Source organism: Streptococcus mitis (assembly GCF_002096925.1).
Classification (GTDB): domain Bacteria; phylum Bacillota; class Bacilli; order Lactobacillales; family Streptococcaceae; genus Streptococcus; species Streptococcus mitis_AF.
In genome coordinates this window covers 1-26,581 of record NZ_NCVN01000027.1, presented here as the reverse complement: position 1 = coordinate 26,581, position 26,581 = coordinate 1, and the positions used below count along the sequence as shown (strand labels likewise).

32 protein-coding genes and 1 tRNA gene are annotated in these 26,581 nt (G+C 39.8%); 2 read left to right on the top strand and 31 right to left on the bottom strand.

The window, feature by feature from the left end; all coding sequences use genetic code 11:
* Positions 1 to 209: 209 nt before the first annotated feature.
* The 6 genes from B7692_RS06070 to pbp2a form a co-directional block, all read right to left on the bottom strand.
* Positions 210 to 281 (bottom strand) — tRNA-Glu (locus tag B7692_RS06070).
* A 100-nt stretch (positions 282 to 381) separates the two neighbouring features.
* A complete protein-coding gene (locus B7692_RS06065; protein ID WP_084930219.1) occupies positions 382 to 861 on the bottom strand; it encodes a sigma-70 RNA polymerase sigma factor region 4 domain-containing protein in 480 nt (159 codons plus the stop codon).
* A 119-nt stretch (positions 862 to 980) separates the two neighbouring features.
* Positions 981 to 1,517, bottom strand: a complete 537-nt coding sequence (nusG, locus tag B7692_RS06060; RefSeq protein ID WP_084930218.1) for a transcription termination/antitermination protein NusG — start codon at positions 1,515 to 1,517, stop codon at positions 981 to 983.
* A gap of 53 nt (positions 1,518 to 1,570) precedes the next feature.
* Positions 1,571 to 1,747, bottom strand: a complete 177-nt coding sequence (secE, locus tag B7692_RS06055; protein WP_001210990.1) for a preprotein translocase subunit SecE — start codon at positions 1,745 to 1,747, stop codon at positions 1,571 to 1,573.
* 9 nt (positions 1,748 to 1,756) lie between these two features.
* A complete protein-coding gene (gene rpmG, locus B7692_RS06050; RefSeq protein WP_001809375.1) occupies positions 1,757 to 1,909 on the bottom strand; it encodes a 50S ribosomal protein L33 in 153 nt (50 codons plus the stop codon).
* 52 nt (positions 1,910 to 1,961) lie between these two features.
* Positions 1,962 to 4,157: a penicillin-binding protein PBP2A gene (gene pbp2a, locus B7692_RS06045; RefSeq protein WP_084930217.1), complete on the bottom strand. Its 2,196-nt coding sequence runs from the start codon at positions 4,155 to 4,157 to the stop codon at positions 1,962 to 1,964.
* 86 nt (positions 4,158 to 4,243) lie between these two features.
* Here pbp2a and B7692_RS06040 point away from each other — a divergent pair, with 86 nt between their 5' ends.
* On the top strand, positions 4,244 to 5,119 hold the full coding sequence (locus B7692_RS06040; RefSeq protein ID WP_084930216.1) for an RluA family pseudouridine synthase: 876 nt from the start codon (positions 4,244 to 4,246) through the stop codon (positions 5,117 to 5,119).
* A 68-nt stretch (positions 5,120 to 5,187) separates the two neighbouring features.
* Here B7692_RS06040 and gap read toward each other — a convergent pair whose 3' ends face one another.
* From gap to B7692_RS11245, 25 genes are all read right to left on the bottom strand, one after another.
* Positions 5,188 to 6,198 carry a type I glyceraldehyde-3-phosphate dehydrogenase gene (gene gap / locus B7692_RS06035; protein ID WP_020903608.1) on the bottom strand — a complete coding sequence of 337 codons (1,011 nt, stop codon included), beginning with the start codon at positions 6,196 to 6,198 and terminating at the stop codon, positions 5,188 to 5,190.
* Between the two features lie 176 nt (positions 6,199 to 6,374).
* Positions 6,375 to 7,676: an ABC transporter permease gene (locus B7692_RS06030; RefSeq protein ID WP_162837269.1), complete on the bottom strand. Its 1,302-nt coding sequence runs from the start codon at positions 7,674 to 7,676 to the stop codon at positions 6,375 to 6,377.
* Entirely contained in the window at positions 7,645 to 8,328 is a 684-nt protein-coding gene (locus tag B7692_RS06025) for an ABC transporter ATP-binding protein (RefSeq protein ID WP_049499240.1), read from the bottom strand. Before B7692_RS06025 ends, B7692_RS06030 begins: the two co-directional genes overlap by 32 nt.
* 210 nt (positions 8,329 to 8,538) lie before the next feature.
* A complete protein-coding gene (locus B7692_RS06020) occupies positions 8,539 to 9,459 on the bottom strand; it encodes a helix-turn-helix domain-containing protein (protein WP_020903611.1) in 921 nt (306 codons plus the stop codon).
* 122 nt (positions 9,460 to 9,581) lie between these two features.
* Positions 9,582 to 12,233 carry a bifunctional acetaldehyde-CoA/alcohol dehydrogenase gene (gene adhE, locus B7692_RS06015; protein WP_084930215.1) on the bottom strand — a complete coding sequence of 884 codons (2,652 nt, stop codon included), beginning with the start codon at positions 12,231 to 12,233 and terminating at the stop codon, positions 9,582 to 9,584.
* A 299-nt stretch (positions 12,234 to 12,532) separates the two neighbouring features.
* Positions 12,533 to 12,943 carry an MORN repeat-containing protein gene (locus tag B7692_RS06010; protein WP_084930214.1) on the bottom strand — a complete coding sequence of 137 codons (411 nt, stop codon included), beginning with the start codon at positions 12,941 to 12,943 and terminating at the stop codon, positions 12,533 to 12,535.
* Positions 12,930 to 13,373 (bottom strand): low molecular weight protein-tyrosine-phosphatase, encoded by a 444-nt coding sequence (locus B7692_RS06005; protein WP_084930213.1) that lies wholly within the window; start codon positions 13,371 to 13,373, stop codon positions 12,930 to 12,932. The genes B7692_RS06010 and B7692_RS06005 overlap by 14 nt, the downstream gene beginning before the upstream one ends.
* A gap of 46 nt (positions 13,374 to 13,419) precedes the next feature.
* The gene (gene yajC / locus B7692_RS06000; protein ID WP_084930212.1) at positions 13,420 to 13,719 is read right to left on the bottom strand and encodes a preprotein translocase subunit YajC; all 300 of its coding nucleotides are present in this window, start codon (positions 13,717 to 13,719) and stop codon (positions 13,420 to 13,422) included.
* Between the two features lie 116 nt (positions 13,720 to 13,835).
* Positions 13,836 to 15,812, bottom strand: a complete 1,977-nt coding sequence (tkt, locus tag B7692_RS05995; RefSeq protein WP_033679599.1) for a transketolase — start codon at positions 15,810 to 15,812, stop codon at positions 13,836 to 13,838.
* Positions 15,813 to 15,927: 115 nt separating this feature from the next.
* Entirely contained in the window at positions 15,928 to 16,551 is a 624-nt protein-coding gene (locus B7692_RS05990; protein WP_084930211.1) for a ribonuclease P, read from the bottom strand.
* Positions 16,552 to 16,601: 50 nt separating this feature from the next.
* Positions 16,602 to 17,591 (bottom strand): RNA-binding cell elongation regulator Jag/EloR, encoded by a 990-nt coding sequence (gene jag, locus B7692_RS05985; RefSeq protein ID WP_045611000.1) that lies wholly within the window; start codon positions 17,589 to 17,591, stop codon positions 16,602 to 16,604.
* 17 nt (positions 17,592 to 17,608) lie between these two features.
* Positions 17,609 to 18,433, bottom strand: a complete 825-nt coding sequence (locus tag B7692_RS05980; RefSeq protein ID WP_200893270.1) for a membrane protein insertase YidC — start codon at positions 18,431 to 18,433, stop codon at positions 17,609 to 17,611.
* The gene (gene rnpA, locus B7692_RS05975; RefSeq protein WP_000739242.1) at positions 18,408 to 18,779 is read right to left on the bottom strand and encodes a ribonuclease P protein component; all 372 of its coding nucleotides are present in this window, start codon (positions 18,777 to 18,779) and stop codon (positions 18,408 to 18,410) included. The genes B7692_RS05980 and rnpA overlap by 26 nt, the downstream gene beginning before the upstream one ends.
* Positions 18,780 to 18,928: 149 nt before the next feature.
* The gene (locus tag B7692_RS05970; protein WP_004257438.1) at positions 18,929 to 20,119 is read right to left on the bottom strand and encodes an acetate kinase; all 1,191 of its coding nucleotides are present in this window, start codon (positions 20,117 to 20,119) and stop codon (positions 18,929 to 18,931) included.
* A 50-nt stretch (positions 20,120 to 20,169) separates the two neighbouring features.
* Positions 20,170 to 21,123, bottom strand: coding sequence for a class I SAM-dependent methyltransferase (locus B7692_RS05965; protein WP_084930210.1), 954 nt, complete (start codon positions 21,121 to 21,123; stop codon positions 20,170 to 20,172).
* Between the two features lie 60 nt (positions 21,124 to 21,183).
* The gene (locus B7692_RS05960; RefSeq protein ID WP_142360035.1) at positions 21,184 to 21,771 is read right to left on the bottom strand and encodes a class I SAM-dependent methyltransferase; all 588 of its coding nucleotides are present in this window, start codon (positions 21,769 to 21,771) and stop codon (positions 21,184 to 21,186) included.
* Positions 21,772 to 21,803: 32 nt separating this feature from the next.
* Positions 21,804 to 22,217 carry a competence type IV pilus minor pilin ComGG gene (gene comGG, locus B7692_RS05955; RefSeq protein WP_004257448.1) on the bottom strand — a complete coding sequence of 138 codons (414 nt, stop codon included), beginning with the start codon at positions 22,215 to 22,217 and terminating at the stop codon, positions 21,804 to 21,806.
* A complete protein-coding gene (comGF, locus tag B7692_RS05950) occupies positions 22,195 to 22,656 on the bottom strand; it encodes a competence type IV pilus minor pilin ComGF (RefSeq protein ID WP_004257453.1) in 462 nt (153 codons plus the stop codon). Before comGF ends, comGG begins: the two co-directional genes overlap by 23 nt.
* Positions 22,619 to 22,921, bottom strand: coding sequence for a competence type IV pilus minor pilin ComGE (gene comGE / locus B7692_RS05945; protein ID WP_004257457.1), 303 nt, complete (start codon positions 22,919 to 22,921; stop codon positions 22,619 to 22,621). Before comGE ends, comGF begins: the two co-directional genes overlap by 38 nt.
* A complete protein-coding gene (gene comGD, locus B7692_RS05940; protein WP_004257461.1) occupies positions 22,884 to 23,288 on the bottom strand; it encodes a competence type IV pilus minor pilin ComGD in 405 nt (134 codons plus the stop codon). The genes comGE and comGD overlap by 38 nt, the downstream gene beginning before the upstream one ends.
* The gene (gene comGC, locus B7692_RS05935) at positions 23,281 to 23,607 is read right to left on the bottom strand and encodes a competence type IV pilus major pilin ComGC (protein ID WP_033684711.1); all 327 of its coding nucleotides are present in this window, start codon (positions 23,605 to 23,607) and stop codon (positions 23,281 to 23,283) included. The genes comGD and comGC overlap by 8 nt, the downstream gene beginning before the upstream one ends.
* A 1-nt stretch (position 23,608) precedes the next feature.
* Positions 23,609 to 24,652, bottom strand: a complete 1,044-nt coding sequence (gene comGB, locus B7692_RS05930) for a competence type IV pilus assembly protein ComGB (RefSeq protein ID WP_080890699.1) — start codon at positions 24,650 to 24,652, stop codon at positions 23,609 to 23,611.
* Entirely contained in the window at positions 24,573 to 25,514 is a 942-nt protein-coding gene (gene comGA / locus B7692_RS05925; RefSeq protein WP_084930209.1) for a competence type IV pilus ATPase ComGA, read from the bottom strand. The genes comGB and comGA overlap by 80 nt, the downstream gene beginning before the upstream one ends.
* 75 nt (positions 25,515 to 25,589) lie before the next feature.
* Positions 25,590 to 25,955, bottom strand: a complete 366-nt coding sequence (locus tag B7692_RS05920; protein ID WP_049532016.1) for a DUF1033 family protein — start codon at positions 25,953 to 25,955, stop codon at positions 25,590 to 25,592.
* 41 nt (positions 25,956 to 25,996) lie between these two features.
* Positions 25,997 to 26,206, bottom strand: coding sequence for a hypothetical protein (locus B7692_RS11245; protein WP_084930208.1), 210 nt, complete (start codon positions 26,204 to 26,206; stop codon positions 25,997 to 25,999).
* On the opposite strand from B7692_RS11245, the gene B7692_RS05910 reads away from it, so the two are divergent.
* The coding region (locus B7692_RS05910; protein WP_142360034.1) for a transposase at positions 26,167 to 26,581 on the top strand (415 nt) is incomplete at its 3' end. The two genes, B7692_RS11245 and B7692_RS05910, sit on opposite strands and share 40 nt — an antisense overlap.

The following is a 26,581-nucleotide window of genomic DNA, read 5'->3' as shown; positions in this document are numbered from 1 at the left end:
GATTTATTGTTTTTTCATTGTTCAGTACTACAACCTTGGTTGTAGTGCCCTGCACATTGGTTCGTCTTGTTCAGTTTTCAAAGGTCTTTGTCACTTACTTCTCTCAAGCGACAACTATATCAGTATATCACAGGTGCTTTCGCTTGTCAACACTTTTTTGAAACTTTTTTAATCTTTTTTCATCAAGTGTTCCACACCACAACATACCATAGTCCGTACGGGATTCGAACCCGTGTTACCGCCGTGAAAAGGCGGTGTCTTAACCCCTTGACCAACGGACCAGAGCTGTTATTTTCAACTCTTACTATTATACCGACTTTTCAAACTTTGTCAACTACTTTTTAAACTTTTTATGTTTTTTTCTTTTTTTTGCATAGCTTCTTACCGAGTACGGATATCAAACTCTTTAAACACAATACGTAAGTCTCTTAATACTCTTTGACGCCCTCGGAAGCGTTCATGTCTTAAGATGCGTTCTAACTCTTCTTGTTTATCTTTACTTTGTTTGCTTCTATAATTTCTTAGTGTCTCATGAAAGAGATAATAATCATCTAGACACAGACCTCCCTCACTGATACGATGACTAATCTCACCTACTTCTTCATAGGGTTCTTTATCATATCTACGCTTCTGACTTTCTTGCTTACGGATATAGTCTAGAATTCGATTCCGGAACTTAGTCTTAAAATATTTCCTTAAACGAGGAATATCTTCTATTATTCCTTCTTCTCTACTAATCAATTCATGTAAGCAAATCATCCCCTCTTGGTCCCAATCCGATAGTTCCCATAAATGAAGGTAATATTCATTTCTACACTTATATACAATCCCCTGGACTTCTTCATATAATTCTTTAAACATAACGTCCCCCTTTCTAGATACAGTCTAACAAATAAAAAAGCTAATTCGGTTCTTTTCTCCGTTCTGTTCCCTACACCGTCTCAACTGCACAAAAAAGAGAGGACATGCCTCTCTCAGGGTTATAATTCTGCAATTTGGTTTAGGTTTACTTCTGCAACTGTGTCATTACCAAACATAGAGATAATCATCTTCACTTTATTGTTATCAATCTCTGTAATCTTACCAGTATAGTCTGCAAAAGCACCATCAATGATACGTACAGTTTGACCAACTTCAACATGAATATCAAACTCTTGTACAGTTTGTCCCATAGAAATCAAGATATCACGGATTTCTTGTTCCAATAATGGAGTTGGTTTTGATCTATTTCCGTGAGATCCGACAAATCCTGTAACGTTTGGTGTGTTTCGAACAACAAACCAAGCTTCATCTGTCATCACCATTTCCACAAGAACATAACCTGGAAAGCGATTTTCTTCTACTTCTTTTCTCTTTCCATTTTTTTCAACTTGCACTGTTTGTGTTGGAATTTCAACACGTAAAATATTATCCAACATATTGTAGGTTTGTGCACGTTGTAATAGATTTTCTTTTACCTTATTTTCATAACCAGAATAGGTTTGTAAGACAAACCATCCTTTATCAAAACTATCCATGATACTTCCTTTCATAATAGAAGATTTCTAGCGTGAATAACTCCGCAGGTCTTCTAAAAAATGTTAATAAATCGAATCAAACCTGAAACAATCAACTTGTCAAAAATATAAATAATCACAACAAAGAAAGCTGTGTATTCCATGATAGAACGAAAATCTCTCCAGCTTTCCTTGCGAGTTGGCCATGTTGTGTCTTTAAGAAGTCTAAAAATATCTCCAATAAAACGCATCGCTCTCTCCTATCTCGTTTCTCTGTGTGTAGTGTACTTACCACAATGTTTACAAAATTTATTTACTTCTAGTCGTGTTGGCTTGGGGTTTCCGCTGATCTTGATTGAATAGTTTCTCGAACCACAAACCGCACAAGCTAGGCTTGCTTTTTTTAGTGCCATAACGCCTCCATCTTATCTATTATAACAAGAAAGATAGGCTTTGACAAGCATCTTAACGAAATAGATTGACTACCGAATCCCATATCGTTTGAGCCTTTTCCTTAATCTTCGCATCCGAGATAGCACGACTGGCCTCATCTACCAGATTTTGCGCACGACTTCTAATATCAGAAAGGGTATCATCCGTCTGATTCGTTTCATTACTCTGCACTTGATTTCTTGTATTGGCTGGTGCAATTCCATTTTGCTGATAAGCATTTTCAACCGTGAAGGTACTTCCTGGCGTATAAGGTAAAATGGTATTGGCAATGTTTCTAAAGACATGGGCTGCACCGTTTGAAGTAGATCCTGCTAGATAGTGGCTTTCATCAGTGGTAGGGAAACCAAGCCAGTGACTAATCACTACATCCGGAGTATAACCAATTACCCACTGGTCACTTGTGTATTCAGGATTGAAAACAGCTTCAGTTGTTCCAGTTTTTCCTGCCATGACATAATCTGCAGGAGATGAACTAATACCGGTACCGTTGGTGAATGTCCCCAACATCATACTGGTCATCTTATCAGCTACAGACTTATCAATCACCCGTTTTTGTGAATTTTTATGGCTCGCAATGACCTGACCACTAGCATTTTCAATTCTACTAATAAAATGAGCTTCCGGCATTAAACCTTCATTTGCAAAGGCAGCATATGCTTGAGCCATTTGCAGAGGGTTGGTTTCAACACCGCTTCCCAAGGCGACGCCAAGAACACGGTCGACCTTTTCCATGTTGAGTCCGAATTTTTCGCCTGCCTCAAAAGCCTTGTCGACGCCCAAATCATTAACAGTGGCAACAGCAGGTAGATTAAGCGACTCTGCCAAGGCTTGATACATAGGAACTTCTCGACTCGTTTTGATCCCTGCATAGTTATCAACCTTATAGCTGTCGTACTGCATGGTATGGTTATCCAATTGCTTATTCAAAGCCCAACCTGCTTCAACTGCTGGCGTATAAACAACTAAAGGCTTAATTGTAGAACCAGGGCTACGTTTCGATTGAGTTGCATAGTTGAAATTCCGGAATCCAGTTTTATCATTGCCAGCAACCTGACCGACAACTCCACGAACTCCCCCTGTTTTCGGTTCGAGAGCTACACTTCCTGATTGAGCAAATGTTCCATCCTCTGCCCTAGGAAATAGAGCTGTATTTTCATAAACAACCTGCATATTTGCTTGGTAGTTTTGGTCCAGCTCTGTGTAAATGCGGTAGCCATTATTGACAATTTCTTCCTCTGTTAGACTATACTTGGAAACAGCCTCATTAACAACCGCATCAAAGTAAGAAGGATAGCGGTAATCTGAAATCTTTCCTTCATACTTATCGTGCAATTGCGAAGTCATATCAACTTCTGCAGCTTCGGTTTCTTGGTTTTTATCAATGTAACCCGCTGCAAGCATATTTTGTAAGACAGTGTCGCGACGATTAGTCGAATCTTGTACGGAATTCAAAGGATTATACAGTTCCGGCCCTTTGAGCATCCCTGCCAGAGTCGCAGCTTGATCCAAACTCACTTCTGACGCAGAAACTCCAAAGTATTTCTTACTCGCATCTTCTACACCCCACACACCATTTCCAAAATAGGCATTGTTAAGGTACATGGTTAAAATTTGATCCTTACTATATTTTTTTGTTAATTCTAAGGCAAGGAAAAATTCTTTTGCTTTTCTCTCGACAGTTTGATCCTGTGATAGATAGGCGTTTTTAGCCAGCTGTTGGGTAATAGTAGAACCACCACCTGAACGACCAGCAGTTACAATAGCCAAGAAGAAACGACCATAGTTAATCCCGTCATTTTTATAAAAAGAACGATCTTCTGTCGCAATAACGGCATTCTGCAAATTTTTACTGATATCAGTCAATTCAACATAGGTTCCTTTTTGACCAGACAAGGCACCAGCCTCCTTTTCTTCACGGTCAAAAATGAGAGTTCGAGTTTTCAAGGCATTTTGCAAATCATTGACATTGGTTGACTTGGCTACAGCAAACAAATAGGTTCCAACTAGCAAGCTTGCACTCAAACCTAGTATAAGGACAATCTTTGTTAGATGATAGCGACGCCAGAATTTTCGAATTGGACCTACTTGGGCTAATTTTTTTCGATCACTACGAGAGCGACGTAAGCTAGTAGAATCAGAGTCCTCTGATTCACTTGTTTCTTTTTTAAAAAGAGAAAGAAATTTCTCAAACAATTTATCTAATTTCATGCGTTTATTTTATCATCTTCATCATAGGAAGACAAGAATTTAGCTATTTCCTATCAAAATAGGGCTTTTTTTGTTACAATATCTGTATGCAATTCACATTTACATTACCAGACTCTCTACCTCAAATGACGGTAAAGCAATTACTAGAGGAGCAACTCCTCATCCCTAGAAAAATCCGTCATTTTTTGAGAATCAAGAAACACATTTTGATTAATCAGCGAGAAGTTCATTGGAATGAGACGGTAAATCCTGGAGATGTTTGCCAGTTGACTTTTGACGAAGAAGATTATCCCGAAAAAGAAATCCCTTGGGGCAATCCTAACCTCGTTCAGGAAGTTTATCAAGATCAACACTTGATTATTGTCAACAAACCAGAGGGGATGAAAACGCATGGTAATCAGCCAAACGAAATCGCCCTTCTTAACCATGTCAGTGCCTATGTTGGCCAAACCTGCTATGTCGTTCATCGTCTGGACATGGAAACCAGTGGTTTGGTTCTCTTTGCCAAAAATCCTTTTATCCTGCCTATTCTCAATCGCTTACTGGAGAAAAAAGAGATTTCTAGGGAATATTGGGCACAGGTCGACGGACATATCAACAGCAAAGAACTTGTTTTCAAAGACAAAATCGGACGTGATCGCCATGATCGCAGAAAGCGAATAGTTGATACAAAAAATGGACAATATGCTGAAACGCATGTAAGCAGATTAAAGCAATTTCCAAATAAAACTTCCTTGGTTCGTTGCAAGCTAAAGACAGGTCGAACACATCAAATTCGTGTGCACCTTTCACATCATAACTTCCCGATCCTAGGTGACCCTCTCTATAATAGTAAATCAAAATCAAGTCGGCTTATGCTTCATGCCTTTCGACTTTCCTTTACCCATCCACTTACATTAGAGAGATTAAGCTTCAACGCCTTTTCAGATACATTTGAAAAAGAATTAAAAAAGAATGGATGATTGTGTCATCCATTTTTCCATATAAGAAAAGCAAGACCAATAGGCCTTGCTTTTTATCTACTCATGAATTATTTAGCGATTTTTGCGAAGTATTCAAGAGTACGAACAAGTTGTGCAGTGTATGACATTTCGTTGTCGTACCATGATACAACTTTAACCAATTGTTTACCGTCAACGTCAAGAACTTTAGTTTGAGTTGCGTCAAACAATGAACCGTAAGACATACCTACGATATCTGAAGATACGATTGGATCTTCTGTGTAACCGTATGATTCATTTGAAGCTGCTTTCATAGCTGCGTTCACTTCATCAACAGTAACGTTCTTTTCAAGAACTGCTACCAATTCAGTTACAGAACCTGTTGGAACAGGAACACGTTGAGCAGCTCCGTCCAATTTACCGTTCAATTCAGGGATAACCAAACCGATTGCTTTAGCAGCACCAGTTGAGTTAGGAACGATGTTAGCTGCAGCAGCACGAGCACGGCGAAGGTCACCTTTACGGTGTGGTCCATCAAGAAGCATTTGGTCACCAGTGTAACCGTGGATAGTAGTCATCAATCCTTCTACAACACCAAAGTTATCATGAAGAGCTTTAGCCATTGGAGCCAAACAGTTTGTAGTACATGAAGCACCTGAGATAACTGTTTCAGTACCATCAAGAACGTCATGGTTAGTGTTAAATACAACTGTTTTAACATCTGATCCACCAGGAGCAGTGATAACAACTTTCTTAGCACCACCAGCGTGCAAGTGTTTTTCAGCAGCTGCTTTAGTAGCAAAGAAACCAGTTGCTTCAAGAACGATGTCTACACCGTCGTTAGCCCAGTCGATTTGTTCTGGATCACGTTCAGCAGAAACTTTAACGAATTTACCGTTAACTTCGAATCCACCTTCTTTAACTTCAACAGTACCGTCGAAACGACCTTGAGTTGTGTCGTATTTCAACAAGTGTGCAAGCATAACTGGATCTGTAAGGTCGTTGATACGAGTAACTTCAACACCTTCTACGTTTTGGATACGACGGAAAGCAAGACGACCGATACGTCCGAAACCGTTAATACCAACTTTAACTACCATTAGTGATTTCCTCCTTATGAAAATCATGAAATTTTTATTGTGAAAAGAGTAACTTGAATCACTACAAATCACCTTTCAACAAACCTATTATATAACTATTTGAGTTGAATTGCAAGTACGGGCGTTGTTTTTCTATGTTAGTTTCTTTTTTAAACTGTAAATCAAGGAATCCCTTACTATTCATATCGTAGCGATTCTACAGGATCCATTTTACTAATTTTACGTGCTGGGAAGTAGGCTGAGACATAACCAAGTAATAGAGCGAAAGCTAGAGTTCCTAAAACAGATAACAAATTTAATTCAAAAACCTTAGTGATGGATGGATAAAAGTGATTTACAACCGCATTCGCCAAACTTCCCACCCCTTGTGCAACCAAAAAGGCCAGTAACAAGGCGATGCCTACAATCCAGATAGCCTCGTAAATAAAAATCCCTTTGACATCATGATTTTGATAACCAACTGCCTTCATGACACCTATTTCCTTAGAACGTTGCATGATATTGATGTAAATAATGATACCAATCATGACCGCTGCTACCACAATAGCTTGTGATGAAAGCACAATCAACAATCCCTGAATGACACGAATAAAGGTAATCACAATATCAAGAACCTTCTGTTGAGAAAGAACGGTATACTTCTTATTTTTCTGTAATTCTTCTGTTACCGTTTTTGTCTGTGATGGATCTTTGAGTTCCAAGATAAAATAAGATACAGCTTTTGTAAATCCAGCCTCTTTCAAAATCGTTTCCATTTGATGAGACGGCATGAAACTGTTGCTGTCCTCCATGTCATCTTCATCATTGATCACACGCACAATCTTCGTTTGAAATTGAGCAGTCTTGCTAGCCTCGGCAGCATTTTCTACAATGCTGGCTGAGACTGATTTGCCAATAACATCACTAGCTGTCAGATTGTTTCCTGTCTGTTCATTCCAATTTTTAAGTAAACTGATTGGAATTGTCAAACCCTGTTCATTTGCATCCGTATAGAGGGATCCAGCTACCACTTTGTCCTTTTCATTACTACTAACAGAAATACTTGTATCCTCATAGAGACTCACTACTTGAGCATAAGAAGGCATCGTTTGACTCAGATCCATTTCTTGCCCATCTATAGTCATATTTGACATGGTCATCCCAAAAGGACTCTCCAAATATTTAATAGCTTCTTTCCCAACTGTATCCGTGATATAGTTCTTATCGTCTTGATTCAAAAAGCCTCGTCCAACATTTTTTGTGTTTAAAGCAATCTGAACTTGAGAAGGAATTTGACCTCCATTCGTATTTTCATCAATCATCGAAATCAAAGCATTTCCCAAGCCAAAAGAAATTAAGACTCCTACAAAACCGATTGAGGTTGCTAGCGCAATCAATAGGTTACGCCATTTTCTTTCCATAAAGTTATTTAAAGAAAGTTTGAATTTATTTTTCAATGATAATCCTTTATTTTTTGACTTCTTCAACGACTTCACCATCCTTCATTTTGATAATCACGTCTGCATATTCCGCAACCTCTGGATTATGGGTTACGATCAATACTGTTTTCCCTGTTTGGGCTAAATTTTTAAATACTTCCAATACCATTTCTTGGGATTGAGAATCCAGCGAACCCGTTGGCTCATCTGCTACAATCATATCTGGCTGATTTACCAGTGCACGCGCGATTGCTACACGTTGCTTTTGCCCACCAGAAAGCTGTTTAACATTTTTAGCAATAAAAGGCTCCATGCCCAAGTTACTTAATTGCTCCTTTGCAATCATTGTCATCTCCCTGTCAGATAAATCTTTGACATAGAGAGGTAGCTTGACATTGTCCAAGACAGACTGATGTGGAATGAGGTTAAAGTTTTGAAACACAAATCCAATCTTATCTTTACGAAATTGAGTTAGTTCAATCTCTGATAAGTCACGGAGGGATTCCCCTTTAAACTCTAAATCTCCTTCATATTGTCTGTCTAAACCACTTATGATGTTTAGTAGACTGGTTTTGCCACAGCCTGATGGACCGTAAATCGCTGTAATTTTACCTTTTGCAATCTGCAGGTTAATATTCTTTAAAGCCTGTTCTTGATGTTTACCGTCCAAAGTGTAAAACTTTGAAATATTTTTAATGGATAAAATAGACATTCTTTCCCCCTTGTTTAAAACTGTTATCGTCATACACCATACTGATAGAAAATCCTTCAAGCTACATCAGCACTGATTTCCCCTATGGGCCTACTACTTAGAGTTTTCTCTCTATTGCCTAGTTTGCTTCTGGATGTATATCAAGTAAAATTCATTTTAACAAAAAAGCGACATTTCTCCAATGACAGAAATGTCACTCCTATAAACTCTTTAACGATATCTTTCTAGATCCTCAGCCCATTCATTATCTAAACTAACGAGTAACTTCCCATTGCCAAACATCCTTGCCATCATTTTTGCTTCTTCATACTTTTGTTTGGCTGTATCATAATCCATCTGAATATAATATTTCCACTCCACCATCAAGACAATCGGTTGTTTTTGAAAATCTCGTGTTTTTTGCCCTATTTTATTTAAGGTCTCGACTGCCCTCTTAAAATAATGAAGCAACCCCATAACCTCTATACAAGTTAAAGAAGCTAACAAGGAGTCTCTAAGTAAGTCCAAACAATCGAACTCTATCTTATCAACCTGAGAACTTAATTTGTCATGAAAATAAAGAATAGTTTCATGCTCAGACTTTTTTATCTCACCCTCGTTTAAACCATCCATTAACTGACAAAGAAAATACAGTCTCAATTTCAACAATTCCTCAGCCTTATATACATCTCTGGATAGTAAGTCTTGAAGACTGTCCTCAATCACACCACTTCCGTATAAAGAATTACTAGTCGCTCTCACTGCATCTATTGCCTGAAGGCAGTCCACTATCATCTTCTCATCACGGGGCAGGTCATCATAAAAACACTCAAAAATCTCATCAAAATATTCTTCCTTTTGTTCTTGCAACTCCTTGTCTCCATAGTCAGGGTGATGTAAAAGAAAGTACTTTAATTCTTGGTAGCGTTTAGGCAGTTCCTTATAATCTGGCATCAAGACGTAGGATGGAATTTCTAATCTATCTGCAATATATTCTAGTGTTTTTATAGTCGGTCGAAATTCTCCTTTTTCGATTCTCACCAACTGACGCACTGATAATTCAGACTCATCCCCACAAAAAACTGGACGACTAAGTCCTTTCTCCTCTCTTAAAAGTCGCACTTTATCCCCTAACTCATTTATCTTGTTCATTTGCCCCTCGCATGATTATAAAAGATTTGATTTTCAAATAAATATATGCGATGATTATACCATTTTTCAAATAGAATTACAAAAAAAGAGACAGGGATTCCCTGCCTCTAGGCTGATAACAATTATTTACGGCGTCCTGGTCTTTCTTTATAGCCATAGTAAGAATCTTCGATGATTTCTTGCATATGGTCAACCATTGGAAGGCGTGGGTTTGCAGGCGAACATTGATCTTCATAAGCAAGGAAGGCCAATTCACGAGAACGTTCTTTCCATTCTTTTTCGTCAACACCTTGTGCTTTGAAGTTCATTTGGATACCTACGCGCTCACCGAGTTCGTAAACAGCTTTTGCAAAAGATTCAACCCCTTCTTCTGGTGTAGAAGCTGGAAGTCCAAGCATACGAGCGATATCTTGATATTTCTCGTCTGCACGGTAGTAGTTGTACTTAGGCCATGTTGCTGTCTTAGCTGGACGTGTACCGTTGTAGCGGATAACGTATGGGAGCAAGATCGCATTTGTACGACCGTGGATTGTGTGGAATTGCGCACCAATCTTATGAGCCATTGAGTGAGAAATACCTAGGAAGGCATTGGCAAAGGCCATACCAGCGATTGTTGAAGCGTTATGCATTTTCTCGCGTGAATGGAAGTCTGCGTTCTTAACTGAGCTTTCAAGGTTTTCAAATACAAGCTTGATGGCTTGAAGTGCAAGACCGTCAGTGTAGTCGCTAGCCATTTGTGATACGTAAGCTTCAGTCGCGTGGGTCAATACGTCCATACCAGTGTCCGCAGCAACAAATCCAGGAACTGTCAATACCAAAGCAGGGTCTACGATTGCCACAGTTGGTGTCAATGAGTAGTCAGCGATTGGGTATTTACGGTTGTTTGCTTTATCAGAGATAACGGCAAATGGTGTTACTTCAGATCCTGTACCAGATGTAGTTGGAATCGCGATGAATTTAGTCTTCTTACCAAGCAATGGGAATTTGAAGGCACGTTTACGGATATCCATGAATTTTTGGACAAGGTCACGGAAGTCCACTTCTGGTTGTTCGTAGAAGAGCCACATTACTTTAGCAGCATCCATTGGAGATCCACCACCAAGAGCGATGATTGTATCTGGTTTGAAGGCACGCATAATCTCAGTACCACGGTTTACAGTTGTGATATCTGGATCTGGTTCTACATCAGCAAAGATTTGGTAAACCACCTTATTGCGACGAAGGTCAAGTTGTTCGATGATACGATCAAGGAAGCCAAGCTCTACCATGGCATGGTCAGTAACGATCATGACACGTTCAACGTCACGACATTTTTGAAGGTATTGAATTGAATCACGTTCAAAGTATGTTTTTGAAGGAAGTTTCATCCATTGCATGTTATTTCTCCGTCTTCCGACTTTTTTGATATTCAAAAGGTTAATGGCACTAACGTTATCCCCAACTGAGTTGCGTCCGTAAGAACCACATCCGAGTGTCAATGATGGCAAGAAGGCATTGTAAACGTCCCCGATACCACCGAAAGTAGAAGGTGAGTTACAGATAACACGAATAGCTTTAACAGCTTTACCAAATTCTTTAGTCAATTCTTCGTCAGCTGTGTGGATAGCTGCTGAGTGACCAAGACCGTTAAATTCAACCATTTGACGAGCTTTGGAAATACCATCTTCACGGCTTTCAGATTTCAAAACTGCGATAACTGGTGACAATTTTTCACGAGTCAATGGCTCGTTTTCACCAACTTCTTTACATTCTGCAGCAAGAATGTTTGTTCCTTCTGGAACTGTAAATCCTGCTTGCTCTGCAATCCAAGTTGCTGGTTTACCAACGATGTCAGCGTTCAATTTTGCACCAGCACAGTTTTTGCTGTTTGCTTTCACGCCGAAGCAGAATTCTTCAAGAAGTGCTTTTTCTTTTTTGTTTACAAAGTAAGTGTGATATGATTTGAACTCTGCTACAAATTCATCGTAAATTTCTTTATCAATGATAACCGCTTGCTCTGAGGCACAGACCATACCGTTATCAAATGATTTAGACATGACGATATCGTGTGCAGCTTGGCGAATGTTAGCTGATTTTTCAACATAAGCTGGCACGTTTCCGGCACCTACTCCAAGTGCTGGTTTACCACATGAGTATGCGGCTTTAACCATAGCATTACCACCTGTTGCAAGGATTGTTGCAATACCTTCGTGGTTCATAAGCGCACTAGTTGCTTCCATAGATGGTTCAGTAATCCACTGTACACAGTTTTCAGGAGCTCCGGCTTTAATCGCAGCATCACGAACGATTTGAGCTGCATGAGCTGATGATTCTTGAGCTGATGGATGGAAGGCAAAGACGATTGGGTTACGTGTCTTCAATGAAATCAATGATTTGAAGATTGCTGTTGATGTTGGGTTTGTTGTTGGAGTGATACCACAAACAACACCGACCGGTTCAGCGATAAGAGTCAAACCTGTTACATCGTCTTCTTCGATAACACCAACTGTTTTAGTGTGACGCATGTTGTTTACCACGTGTTCACAAGCAAACAAGTTCTTAGTTGCTTTATCTTCAAATACACCGCGTCCTGTTTCTTCATAGGCATGTATAGCCAATTCTCCGTGGGCATCCAAAGCTGCCACTGACGCTTTAGCTACGATGTAGTCGACCTGTTCTTGGTCGAGTTTACGCATTTCCTCAAGAGCAACTAAAGCTTTTTGCACCAAGCCATCAACATGCTTTTCAGCAGCGAGTTTCTTTTCTTCTGGTGTCACAGTTTTTTTATCAGCCATATTTTCCTCCATAGCTTTCAAGGATCGATATCCTTTGTTAATTTTTTCACAAGTTTATTATAACGTATTATTGCAACTTTGTAAACAGTTTCATAAACATTTCACAAAGAATTTTTTATTGTTTGTGAATTTTTCCTCATTTTCTTTACTTATCAAGTTTTTTCTTTAAAGTTTGTGAAATTTATTTCAAATATTTTTTTATTTCACAAACTTACTTGGAAGGGGGCTTGGAAAGAAAGGAATTTGCAGGTAAGCGCTTACTTAGAGATTCTAACAATACCTCCTTTGATAAGGAGGCTTTATTTTTGTTGAAAAACGCCTTGTTTAAAAGTCCCTTCATAAACAACTTCTTGTTCTGTTGTTAGTTTCCCGTTTCCTTCAGCCTGACCATTTACAAAATCACCTTCGTAGGTCCAGCCTTCTTTAGATTGAAAGGTACCTTTTCCGTTGAAGGCTCCATTGTTGAAACCACCAGTATACTGGTCTCCATTTTGGAAGGTAATGGTACCTTGGCCATTCATTTTACCACGTACAAGACTGCCATCGTAAACAATCGTTCCATTATCAAGCTTTAGAACGCCTTTTCCGGGAATATTTAGAAAAAAGACGAGTACAGCACAGAAAACAATGGCAACTACTGCTAAAAGCTCTAAACGTGGACGAGTTAGATACACTCGATACTTTTCGTAAAAATTCTTAAGATTTTCCACCTTCACTCTCCTTTTCTAAACGTTCTAACCATGCTTGACATCCCTCTTGAACACGCTGATAGGTTTCCTCAAAATCTCCTGTATACCAAGGATCTGGAACGCTTTCAGATGCAAATGAGTAAATCTTATCTTGACAGTCTACTGGACACATCTGACGTAAGTCAGAAACATTTGAAGCGTCCATTCCGATAATATAATCAAAGGCTTCAAAATCTTCCTTGCTAATCTGAAGCGATGTTTTGCCTTTTTCATAAGGAATCTCATACTGTTGAAAAATCCCTTGAGTTCCATTATGAATCGGATTGCCATGTTCCCAAGAAGAAGTCGCTCGACTTTGGATTTCATAATTATCTGTCATTGATTTCATAACAAACTCAGCCATAGGACTACGGCAAATATTCCCCAGACAGACAAAGGCTAGTTTTTTCATCCCATTTCCTTTCTTTTATAGAAAAACGGGAGTTAGTAATCCCGTCTTATTTTTCAATTGCGCCTTCTAGTGAAGCGGTTTCTTTCAGCGGTAATACTGTCTTGATAGCAGCTAGTTCAAAAGTCAAGTAAACTCCATCGACATCAAGAACAATCGTTCTCTTCTCAGTATCTACTTCATCGACTGTTCCGTAAAGTCCACCGATTGTAATCACTTCATAGCCTTTTTGCAGTTTATTTAAACTTTCCATACGTTTTTGTGCTTGTTTCTTTTGAGAGCGTTGCATAAAGAACATCAAGCCCAACATCGCTACAAGCATAATAAAAAATGTATAATTTGGATTCATTTTCTTCTCCTTTGTCTTTTACATAGGACTACTATATCAAATTTCAGCTACTTTTACAAGATTGTACCTTGCTTTTCTAGTAAGAAAAACCAGAGCTTGCGCCCTGATTTTTAGGATTATTTCAAGTTTTGAACGACTTTTACAAGATTTTCAACAGTAAAGCCATATTCTGCCAATACTTTTGGTGCTGGGGCAGAGGCTCCGAAGGTATCAATACCTAGAACGGCACCATCAAGACCAACATATTTGTACCAGTTTTGACTTGCACCCATTTCGACTGCAACACGACGACGGACTGCATTTGGAAGAATTTCTTCCTTGTATGCTGCATCTTGTTTATCAAAGACATCTGTAGATGGCATACTGACTACGCGGACTTTTGCACCTTGACTAGCCAATTCTTTGGCAGCTGAGACAGCAAGATTAACCTCTGAACCTGTCGCAATCAAGATGGTATCAAAGTCTGCTGCATTTTCATAGACAACATAAGCACCTTTTGCAACCTTGTCGAAGTCTGTTCCTTCTTCAACAGTCAAGTTTTGACGTGTCAATACAAGGGCAGTTGGTGTTTTTTCGCTTGTCACTGCAAGGTACCAAGCTGCTTGCGTTTCACGCGCATCTGCTGGACGGAAAACATTCAGATTTGGCATGGCACGAAGACCTGCTAAATGCTCAACTGGTTCGTGAGTCGGACCGTCTTCCCCAACCGCAATAGAATCGTGGGTAAAGACATAAGTCACAGGAAGTCCTTGTAAGGCTGACAAGCGAACAGCTGCCTTCACATAGTCAGAGAAGACGAAGAAAGTTCCACCGTATACACGAAGTCCACCGTGAAGGGCCATCCCGTTCAAGATAGTTCCCATGGCAAATTCACGAACACCAAACTGAATGTTACGGTTCAAGCGATTGGTATCATCTTGAAGTCCATCAGTCTTGATATAAGTCATGTTTGAGTGAGCTAGGTCAGCTGATCCACCTAAGAAGGTTGGTAACTTAGCTGCCACAACGTTCAAAGCATCCTGACTCGAGTTACGAGTTGCTTGAGAGAAGCCATTTTCTAAGGCTGGGAAGTCTGCTGGAGTCACTTCAACTGGATCGCGCCCTTCGATAATTGCTTCCAATTCTGCAGCCAATTCTGGATGCGCTTCTTTGTAATCTGCGACTAGTTTTGCCCATGCTTCATAAGCTGATGCACCACGGTCTGCAACATGTTCTTTGAAATCAGCATATACTTGTTCTGGGATTTCAAATGGTTCGTAGTCCCAACCAAGGGCTTGACGAGTTGCTGCAGTTTCATCTGCTCCAAGAGGAGCACCGTGTACGGCATTAGTTCCTTGTTTGTTTGGAGAACCGTATCCAATAACAGTCTTCACTTCAATCAAAGATGGTTTGCCTGAAGCTTTAGCTGTTTCGATAGCTGCATGGATTGCTTCCAAGTCTGTTCCATCTTCAACCAAGGCAGTATGCCAACCGTAGGCATTGTAACGGTCACGAACACTTTCTGTAAAGGAATCTTTTGTCTCACCATCCAAGTTGATGTCATTTGAATCATAAAGAACAACCAACTTGTCTAGTTTTTGCAAACCTGCGTATGAAGCTGCCTCGCTTGAGACACCTTCCATCAAGTCTCCATCTCCACAGATAACGTAAGTATAGTGGTCAAAGATATTGTAGCCTTCACGGTTATACTTAGCTGCCAAGAAACGTTCTGCCTGGGCAAAACCAGTGGCAGTTGAAATACCTTGCCCTAGAGGACCTGTTGTAGCATCAATCCCTGCTGTATGACCAAATTCTGGGTGACCTGGTGTTTTTGAACCCCACTGACGGAAGCTCTTAATCTCATCCATGCTGACATCTTCAAAACCAGAAAGGTGAAGAAGGGCATAAAGAAGCATTGAACCATGACCTGCTGAAAGAATAAAGCGGTCGCGGTTGATCCAGTTTGGTTTAGCTGGATTGATACGAAGTTGTTTTGTAAAGAGGCTGTAAGCCATCGGAGCCGCTCCCATAACCACACCTGGGTGACCTGAGTTGGCTTTATTAATGGCGTCAATACCTAGGAAACGAATTGCATTAACAGATAGATTTGACATAGAATTTCCTTTCTATTTGAGGTGATTATTGTATCACACATTCTATTTTACTATTATATGAAAAAATACATAGAATAGCAATTAAACAATTCGACGTAAATAAGTATTCTATTTGCTATCCTCTAGTCGCCTGATAGTAGGGAAGTAAGCGCTCATAAGCTTCATCTAATTTTTCTAAAATCACTTCTAATGATTGATTTTCTATAAAAGCAACATCTGCTTTAACTAACACTTTTCGGATTTCTTGACTGCCTATCTTCTCGACTAAGACCTGACGATTTTCTTCGTTCGCCTCCCATCTTTGACTTTGACCATCAGAGTAGGCTAGATAATAAATCCCTTCTACTGGTGGAATTTCTAAAACCTTGGCCTGCTTGCCTAGAGTTTGCTCATCTTTCTTGCGCTCGATGAAACTGACTTCTAGTGAGACTCCAAAATCAGAAGAACTTCCGTACAAACGTAAGGCCATCATTGGCTCTGTCACTTTCCCCTCACGATGTAGATAAGCCCAGAAGTGTGGTCGCAAACGTTGCGCCTGATTCATCCACTGGCTAGTCTGTTGGAGTTGCCATTCTGGATGGCTTGCTTGAAAGGCTTTAGCTAGCTCTGTAAAAGCCTTTCTGGCCTCTTGACCTTTGTGGCGAAATGCCAGCATTTTTTCTCGCTCTGCTCCAGACTTATCCGGATTACGGTACTGCAAACCAGCAAAGTCTAGATAGTCTCTTATCTTATTCAACATTAATTTAATCTCCTCCAGCTAGCAAAAAATCAGGAGAACCCTGATTTTGTTTATTCTGTATCTACAACTACATAGCGATTTGGCTCATCACCCTCAGAGTAACTAGTCACGCCATCCATACGTGAAATAATGCGATGGATAATCTTGCGTTCGCTATTTGACATAGGATCTGTTTGATGACTACGTCCTTCTTCTAAAACACGAGTCGCCAATTTTTGAGCATAGGTCTGCAAGACTTCTGCACGATGTTCAACGTAATCATTGACATTAATAGTAATGTAGAAGGTTCTTGAATAGCGGTTGTAAAGATAATTTTGAGCCAATAGTTGTAAGGCCTTCAAAACTTTACCATGGTAACCGATAATACGACCTGGCTCATTGGTATCAATTTGTAAATTGATGCTACGACGGTTATAATCATTTGAAATCGTCGCCTCAACGTCCATATCATCAATGATTGTTTGGACATAAGTCGTGACTTCCGTAGCTACTTGTTCAATGTCAAAACTCGGTTCAACTTTTAAGCCCAGATCTTCTAATTCTTGACTTTCAGTTTGTTCAGCTTGAGTCTCGACAATAGGAGTTTCTACTTCTTCTCCGAAACCAGCTTCTTCAAGCTGTAATTCATTTAAAATCTCAATATGCCCAGTTTCTTCTAAGATAGTGCTTGCATGTTTTTCATTTTTCAAGATTTCAGCCTTGACTTCATCAGAAACCCCTTGGCCTTCTTCTTCAATCTTTTTAATTGCTTCTACAACATGACCCAAATCAACGGTTGCTTCACTGACTGTTTTGACCGGTTCATTTTGTTCATTAATTTCTTTAGGAACACCCTTGACAGCCTGCTGATTAGCTTTAATGACCGTTGTTTCACTAATAGCTTCAATGTCAACTTGGGCTGGTTTTTTACCAAATAAACCAAGAAATCCATTTTTTTCACGAGAAATGACTTTGATGTGAGCCTTCATTCTTGGAATATCTAATTCTTTCAATCCTTTCTGGATTGCTTCTTCAACAGTTGAACCCGTAAATACTACCATTACCAGATCCCTCCTTATTATTTCGTTTTCTGAGCCTTTTTCTTGGCTTTTCTTTTTCTATTTTCCAAATCTTTTTGTGCCTGTACTACGGCCTCGCGCTCTGCAATAATCTTGAATGGATTGTTCAAGAAATAGGTTTGCAAGACTTGATAAGCGTTGGACACTGTCCAGTAGAGGGCAACTCCACCTGGTGCATAAACTGCAAAGATAAAAATTAAGACTGGAATCCCATACATCATCGCAGTCGTAGCGCCATTACGTTCAGACAAGGCTTTATTAGACAGCCAAGTACTTAAAAAGGTAAATACAGCTGCTAAAATCGGAAGAACAAGGGTTGTATCCACACCACCAAGGTTAATCCATAAGAAATGACCTGTCTTTAAAAAGTCAACTCTTGATAGAGCTTGGAACAAGGCCAAGATAACCGGCATCTGAATCAAAATCGGCCAAAGAGAATCTGACTGTCTGACACCCATTTCTTTAAAGACTTTACGCATTTCCTGCTCTAGCTTGGTTCTGCTTTCCATATCTCGACCCGGATATTGTTCTCGAAGCGCTTTAATACGTGGTTGAGCTTCCTGCATTTTTCTAGAAGCCACCATTTGCACTTGAAAGACTGGCAAGAGAACTGTACGAATCAAGACCGTAAAGAGGATAATCCCCACTCCGATACTGATATCAAACGACAAAAAGCGAATAATTTCCGCAAAGAAGTAAACAAATTTACTCCAAAAATCAGCCGAATCGGCTGTGATATCGCTAGTTGCCCCATTTGTTGCACATGCTGTCATGATCAATAGAGACAGTCCTAGCAAACTAGTCAACTGTAGTTTCTTTTTCACTCCCATTTCCTTCCTGGTAAATCTTTGATAATTTTAATACGTGGAGTAGATTTTTCTCCATCTCTGCGTATCCCAAGGTTTCGACCCCTTTTCGAGCAATGACAACAAAATCGACATCTTCTGCCAGACTCCCTTTTGCATTCTGGATAATATGCCGAATCCGTCGCTTAATTTGATTTCTAGTGACGGCATTCCCCAGTTTTTTGCTAACTGATAGACCTACTCGAAAATGGTTTTTCTGGTTTTCTAGTTGGTAGACAACAAATTTGCGATTGGCAAAACTTGTCCCCTCCTTGAAAATCGCCTTAAAATCTTTCTCTCTTTTTACACGAAAGTTTTTCTTCAAAACTCAACTCCATCTATTAAATTACTACTATTATACCATATTTTTCAAAAAAGCCAATCATAGCAAGGTTTTGGACATTTCCATCAGAAAAAGAAGCTGGAAAAATCTCTTTTCCAACTCCTTGTACTGAATATTTTTTCTAATTTTAGTTATTTTTTCAAGCGTTCAACGTCACGGGCAATGACCAATTCTTCATCTGTTGGAATAACCAAGACACGGATTTTCGCTGCCTCTGTTGAGATATCTCCTGTCACACCAAAGACATTCTTCTCTGGGTCAACATCACAGCCGAACCAAGAGATACCTGAAATAACATCTTCACGTACGTTTGCAGCATTTTCACCGATACCTGCAGTAAAGATAATAGCATCTGCTCCATTTAGGACCGCAAGGTATTGACCGATATGTTTTTGGATACGGTCAACATACATTTCATAAGCCAAAGTGGCATCGTGGTCCCCTTCTTTCATAGCAGCAATGACATCACGCATATCACTGGATTTACCTGAAACCCCCATTAGTCCTGATTCACGATTAAGGACGTGACTAATGTCCTCAGGAGTATTAAAGTCCTCTGTATATTGCATTAAGTAAGGAATGATAGCTGGGTCAATATCTCCTGTACGTGTTCCCATCATCACACCACCAAGTGGAGTGAATCCCATTGAAGTATCAACAGATTGACCGCCCTTAACTGCTGTAATAGAAGCACCATTACCGATATGGCAAGTAATCAATTTCAAGTCTTCTAATGGACGGCCCAAGAGTTTTGCAGCTTCTCCTGCTACAAACTGGTGACTTGTCCCGTGGGCACCATATTTACGAACCTTGTTTTCTGTGTAATATTTTGTTGGTAGAGGGTAGCGATAAGCTTTCTCTGGCATAGTTGTGTGGAATGAAGTATCAAAAACAACTACACTGGTAATGTCTGGCAACAATTCCTTGAAGGCACGAACACCTGCTGCATTGGCTGGATTGTGGAGAGGAGCCAACAAACTCAACTCTTCAACTTTTTCTAAAACATCTCCTTCAACAACTGTTGATTCTTTGAAATATTCTCCACCGGCAACAACACGGTGTCCAACACCTGTAATCTCGTCATAAGCCTTGATAATATCGAAACGAATCAAGTCATCCAATAAAATTTTAACAGCTTGTGTATGATTTTCGATATCCAAAATTTGTTGTTCAGAACGGCCATCAAATTTTACAGTTGAAATAGAATCTTTCAAACCAATCCGTTCAATTAAACCTTTAGCAAGAACTTTTTCCTCTGGCATTTGATAAAGTTGCCATTTCAAACTTGAACTTCCCGCATTGATTGCAATTGTTTTTGTCATAACATGATACCCCTTTTTAAGCGTTTTCATCTATTATAACAAAATCTATTTTATATTTCAGTACCTTGAGTCCATTTTTGAAAATTTTCTTTAAATTTCATTAAAACACTTGCATCTTGTAAGCTAGCAAGTGGATAAACAAAAGGCTCTACTGCTATTTCATTTTTCTTCTGTAGGATAAAAATCGTCTTGGATTGTTTGGCATTGGCAAAGAGATTTTCAGGCAAACTAATCATGGCAGTCAGACTTGCCTCCTCTTTCAACCATCCTTTCAACAAATCACTTTGAGGACTGGTCAACAAATCACTCGGAGCTAGAAAAATAGCATATCCGTCTGACTTGAGATACTTAAGTCCTTGTTCCATGAGCAAGTGATGGGCGTAAGTATGTTCTTGACTAGAAGCAACTTGATGGCGCGACGCAACGGCATCATCAGGATAATAGCCGACAGGCAAGTCGCTGATGACCACATCGCTTTCTTTAAGCATTTGTGGACGAACGGCATCTCCTTGGACAAAACCAGCCTGCAAACCAATTACATCTGCCATGCTTGCTGCCAAATCAATCAGCAAATCATCCACTTCCACTCCCAAGTAATCCACCTTTTTATCAAGCGAGGTCAAGAAAGTAGCGCCCAGAATTCCCATCCCAGAACCCATTTCGAGGATAGTAATTTCCTCCTCCCTAAACAGCTCTTCCACAATAAACACCAAAAGTAAAGCAATAGCATCTGGTGTAAACTGATGGTTAGCCTGCAAGGGTTCTGTTTGCCCAGCCTTCATCAAGAGAAACTGGTAGGTCTTGAGCCACTCTTCTTTGCGAAGCGCTAAGCGCTTAAGGGCTTGATTATTCTCTTTGACCTGATTTAGTTCAGTCTTACCATCCAAATAGATGCTGTTTTGCTCCACTAGGGCGTCATAAAAGTTGGTCGCCAAATCACTTTGAATGACTTGGACATTCTCTAGTAAATACGTATAAGCTTGTTCAATTTTTTCAAAATCCATATTCCTATCTTATCAAATTTCCCTTCTTTTTTCCATCCTTATAGAAAAATCACTCCCTGACTAGGCGAGTGATTTTTGGGCTACTGTTAAAAAGAGTTCTGAGTAATTTCCTTGAAACAGGTCTTCAGCGCTATAGAGGATCTGACTATGCACAGATGAAAAACCGTGCTGAATTAGCCTGTTTTCTAGTTCAACCAATTCAAATCCGTGATGGTTAGCTTCTGTCTTGGTAAAATCAGCAAGTAAAAGTTGTCCGTTTTCTCTCAGATGTTGATGAAACAGTGAGAGAGCCGCATCCAAATCAGGCATATGATGAAGAACACGACAAACAACAATGAGATCAAACTCTTTCTCCAAGGGTCTTTCCAGTAAATCTTGCTCCAAAAACTGGATATTCTTGATGTCTTGCTGCTCCGCTTTCAAACGAGCTTGCTCCATCATTTTCTCCGAAATATCCACCAATGTTACAGACTTGGCCTGCTTGGCTAGGGGTAAGGATAGTAGACCCGTCCCTCCACCGAAATCCAAAATTTCTTTGTCTGATAGAAGATCAATCTGTTTCTCGACTGCTTGACAAACCAAGTTTGCAAGGAAAATGTTTTTAGGGGAATCAAAAGTTTCTGCTTTATGGTTAAAATCATGTTTCATATTTTTAGTTTAGCACAAAGTAGCTTGGTTGGCTAGGAATTCTCTTTCTTTTCAACCTTCTCTTCTGTTTTTTTCTTCTCTGCTTGATCACTTGAATCGGTCGCTACCTCTTCCTTTTTATCCGTTTTCTCTTCTTTTATTTTGACGGAAGGAAAGATGAACTCATATTGGCTCTTAGGCGTACGAATCCTTGTCACTAAGCTTGTTTTCTTATTTTGATAACTCACCTGACCCATATTAAAGGCCTGTTCCCCACTTTCCTTATCAACCTTATCTTTGGTTCGCTTGGCCATGGCAAAAGCAACCAACTTTTCTTTATTTAAAGCATAGTCTTGATAGTGGGCGACTTGTCGGTTCAAGTAAAATTGTAACAAGAGACTAAAGATAGCTGCTATGCTTACCGCATAGAGGAGGACTCCTGCCTTAACTTTTTTCTTTTTCCACACGATAGATGAACTCCCTTTCTAAGCCTTTTTGGAACTGAAAATGAAAGCGAACCAGTTTATTCTCCTCTGTAATCTGAGCTGATTTGAGGCCATAAACCATAGGCTGATAGCCTCGTCCACTGGCATCGGTTTTCCGAAAATCATCCGATTTTGACTTACCTATAGCGATATCCTTGCCATCCTGCTTCATATAGAGTCGATTGCCCTCCACTTTTTCGAACTGCGAACGGTCTAATTCTGCCTCCAACTGGTCCACAAATAGGAGCCACTCCTTTTGCTCACTTTGCTGCTGATAACGAACTTCTGAAATGAGGAGCTGACTCATGGCTTGAAAGAGAAGTAAACTTCCACTGATGACAATGAGGGCAATCAGGGATTCTAACAGGGTAAAAGCCTTGATTTTATGGCTCCTTGATAGCCAACAACTGTTCTGAACCATGGTAGACCTCCAATCCCTTTTCATTAGAAAATACCTGAATCTCAACTCCGTTTACGTTTACCTGATTTTGACCTGTCTGCAGTGCCATCTTAGCTACACGCACAACTTCTTCTTTCTGCAAGATTTTTGCTTCTTCTTGCCTATTCTTTTGAATTTGTCCCAAAAGAAGGGTAGCAATACTGGCAAAGATAGCTAGAGCAACTACTGCTTCTAGTAAAATTACTGCCCTAATTTTTTGTTTCCTTAATGCGTTTAATTTTTCCATTTCCTAGATATAATTGATAACGAATCGCTCCTTTGCTGGTCTGAAATTCAACCTTAGCCAGGGACGAATTGCCCCCAGCTCGATCAAATGTAATACTTTGTCCTGATGGTACCTGAATTCCTTTAGGAACTGTCAACTTTTGACTGCCATTACTGATCGTCTGCCCATCTAAGTTTAGACTAGTCTTTTGCTGACTGGCTACACTGCGTTTTTGAGTTTCCCGATAGAGTTCTTCAAACTCCATAAAGAAAATCTGCTCCTCTACTGCCGCAAAACTAGACTGAACAGAACCTGACAAAGCCAAGGCAAGGATACTCACAAGACCCAAAACCAAGAGACTTTCCAGCATGGTAAATGCCTTAATCATTGACTGTACGATTTTTTCCTCCATTTTTTGTATAGTATTCATTATAGGCTTTAGCCTGCTCTTCTGTGATTCGCCCATCTGCTTGTAACTTGCTTAGGCTAGCCTCTTCATTTTTATCTAAGCTATAAAGCTCTGCCTGGCTTTCTACCACCTTCACAACAGCTGCTTTTCCTTTGTCGTTAACTGCTTCTTTTTGCTTGGTCAAATTAGGCACAAAGAGCAAGAGAAGTACGCTGATAATCAGCAAGACCACCAACATCTCCACAAGTGTGAAAGCCTTCACTTTCGCTTTTTTAAAGAATGTCATCATTTTTTTCATGTTAAAAATTTACCTCCATATTTTGATACATGGGCATGAGCATTGCCGCATAAAGTAAAACGATAATCAGAGCCACAAAAATAAAAACCAGCGGCTGCACCAAATTCATGGTGCGGTTGACTCGGGTAAAAAAGGCTTCCCAAGTTTTTTCAGCATAGATTTCCAACTCACTCCCCAGCTTGGACTTGACTTCCCCATACTCGATGATGAGACTCAACTCCTTTTTAAAGAAAGGATAGGTTTCTATGGTTTGAGAAAATTCGCAACCATTTTGTAAGGATTGAGCTAGGTCTCGACCGATTTCTTTAAAGAGTTGGGAACCTTGTTCCTGCATGATCTGAAAAATCTGCGTCAGCTCCATTCCCTGCGAAATCATATTCCCCCACTCACGCGCATAATAGGCTGTCAAATAGGTCTGCACAAAGATTCCAAGAAAGGGAAGGCGTGCTAAGATAGAAAAGACGCGCATCTTAGAACTTCTTTTATAAAAAGTTAGTGCTAAAAGGACACCTACTGAAACAAACCCTACCATTACTAGAAAAATTTGTGGTAGATTGCCAATGATTTGAGTGGCAATATTGCTACTATCCAGTTGTGGTAGTAGGTAGTTCCGTAGCCCCAGCATGATTAAAAGAAGAAAACCCAGCAAAATCAAGGGATAGGTCGCTACCTCAATTAGTTTTTTCTTGACCTTGGCCAGATTATCTAGATACTCTTCTATCTTTCCCAAACTCAGGTGAAGATTCCCATGGACTTCAGCTAGGGATAACTGAGTGACAATGGCACTTGAAAAACCTAAACTTTCCATCATTTCTGAGAATGATTTCCCCTGAGACAAGCCCGTGCGCATCTGGGTCACACACTGCTTGTCCAATAATGCACTCCTATCTAAAAAGGAGATGGTCTCCACCAGATGAAAACCGCTGGAAAAGAGATTGTTAAACAAGGTGATGATATTTTTTTGCTTAGCTGTAGCTAATTTTTTCCGTTTCAGCCTGAAGACTTGTGATATGTCCGTCTTTAAGAAGTTGGTCAATCTGTTCATTCCAGCTAGTTGGCTGGTGTTCTTGATAGTCTTTGTTTGCAAAGTCAACGATTCCTCCTCCCCCGATTAATCTCTGATAGCAGACTCCCTGCAGAACGACTGCCAATTCCTCCTCACTCACACCCAACTCCAACAGGCGCTCATAAACACCTCGAATACTCTTGGCATGAATGGTTGAAAAGACTGTCGCACCTGTCAAACTAGCTCTAACTACTGCACGCGCCGTCTCGCTGTCCCGAATTTCTCCGATAATCAAGAGATCAGGACGATGACGTAAGGAAAGCTTGATAAGATTTTCATAGGTTAGCCCAATCGCCTCATTCAACTGCAACTGGAGCATGTCGTCCTGCTTGATTTCTACAGGATCTTCGATGGACATAACTTGTTGCCCCTTAAAAAGGGACTTAGCTAATTCATGCATCAAGGTTGTCTTGCCACTTCCGACTGGACCAGCAAAAAGATAAAGTCCCCGTTGTCTGTACTGCTTGCCTAATTCTTCAATATCCTGAAACCAAAAATGCAAGTCCTGCTTCTCATCATGCAACAAACGAATAACTAAACTCTCATACCCTCGATAATCGCCTACGGTAGATAAACGTAGGGACGCCATCTTCTGGTCATAGGCATAATCGCAGGAACCAAGTTGACTACGTCGCTTTTCTCCAACATTCATACCAGCTACAAACTTAAAGTGACTGATAACGGCCGCAAACTTTTCAAAATCATAACAACCGATTTTACAGCGCTCGTCTCCGACCCTCATATGAAGCTCATAAGCGTCTAGCTTAGGGACAAAATAAATATCCTGCGCCCCTTTTTTCCGGGCCGAGCGAATGATTTCTTGTGCAATTTCTTGAACCATACTTACCTCCTCACCTATACTATTCGCAAAGATTTGGAAAAATAAAAAAAGCAACTCCAAAAAGTTACTTTTTCTCTATTTTAATTTCATACGGCAAGAACGGTGCCTTTCCTTACCTGTTTGTTTTTCATAGCCTGGACGTAATTTTTCATCTGGGATAACCTGCTCATCCTGCAAAAGAGCTAAAGAATGGTATTGTTGTAAATACTCATCACATTCATCACACCAGCGTTGGTCTTCTGGATCCCAAAAAATAGTCATCAAGTCACTTCTACTTTTATAAAGAGGGGATTCTTGTTCCAATCTAAACCAGCAAGTTTTGTAGTATTTGAGAGCATCATAATACTGGTCAAATTTTCTACTTGCTACAATATCTTCTTCCCAACCTTCTATAAACCACCAAGGTTCAAAATCTCCGTACATTTCTATAACACGATACATATTCATTCATTCCTTTGTACCGTATATTATAACCAATTCCGCTAAACAAGGAAAGAAATATGCTCATTTCTTAATTTTTTGATAAAAGGAGCCTGGGACAATAGTCCCTTATTTCCAAAAAAAGCAACGGATTTGCCGTTGCTTTTTTGCATGGTTGCGATAGTCTTGGTAAAATAGAATTGCACAATAAACCATTTAGAAAGGCTATCCCATGCATATTCACTACAACACAAATCAAACAACTTTACCACTAGAAATCAGTTCTTTCTTTCCACAGGACCATCTCGTCTTTACTATTGAAAAAGTGATGAATACCTTGGAAGATTGTCACTTCCACGCCTTCTATCATGCCTTTGCTCGTCCGTCTTATCACCCTAAAATGCTTATAGCTACTCTTCTATTTGCCTATCCACAAGGGATTTTCTCTGGACGAAAAATCGAAAAAATGATGATTGAAAATCTCGCTATGCAATACCTAACAGGACCGTTGGTTGTCAGCTATCGCACCATCAATCGTTTTCGAGTCGCTGAAGGGATGGAAGAACTCATACGTAATCTTTTCATGGACCTCAATCTTCATTTAAAAATGGAAGAGTTAGTGACCTTAGATTGTCTGTTTATTGACG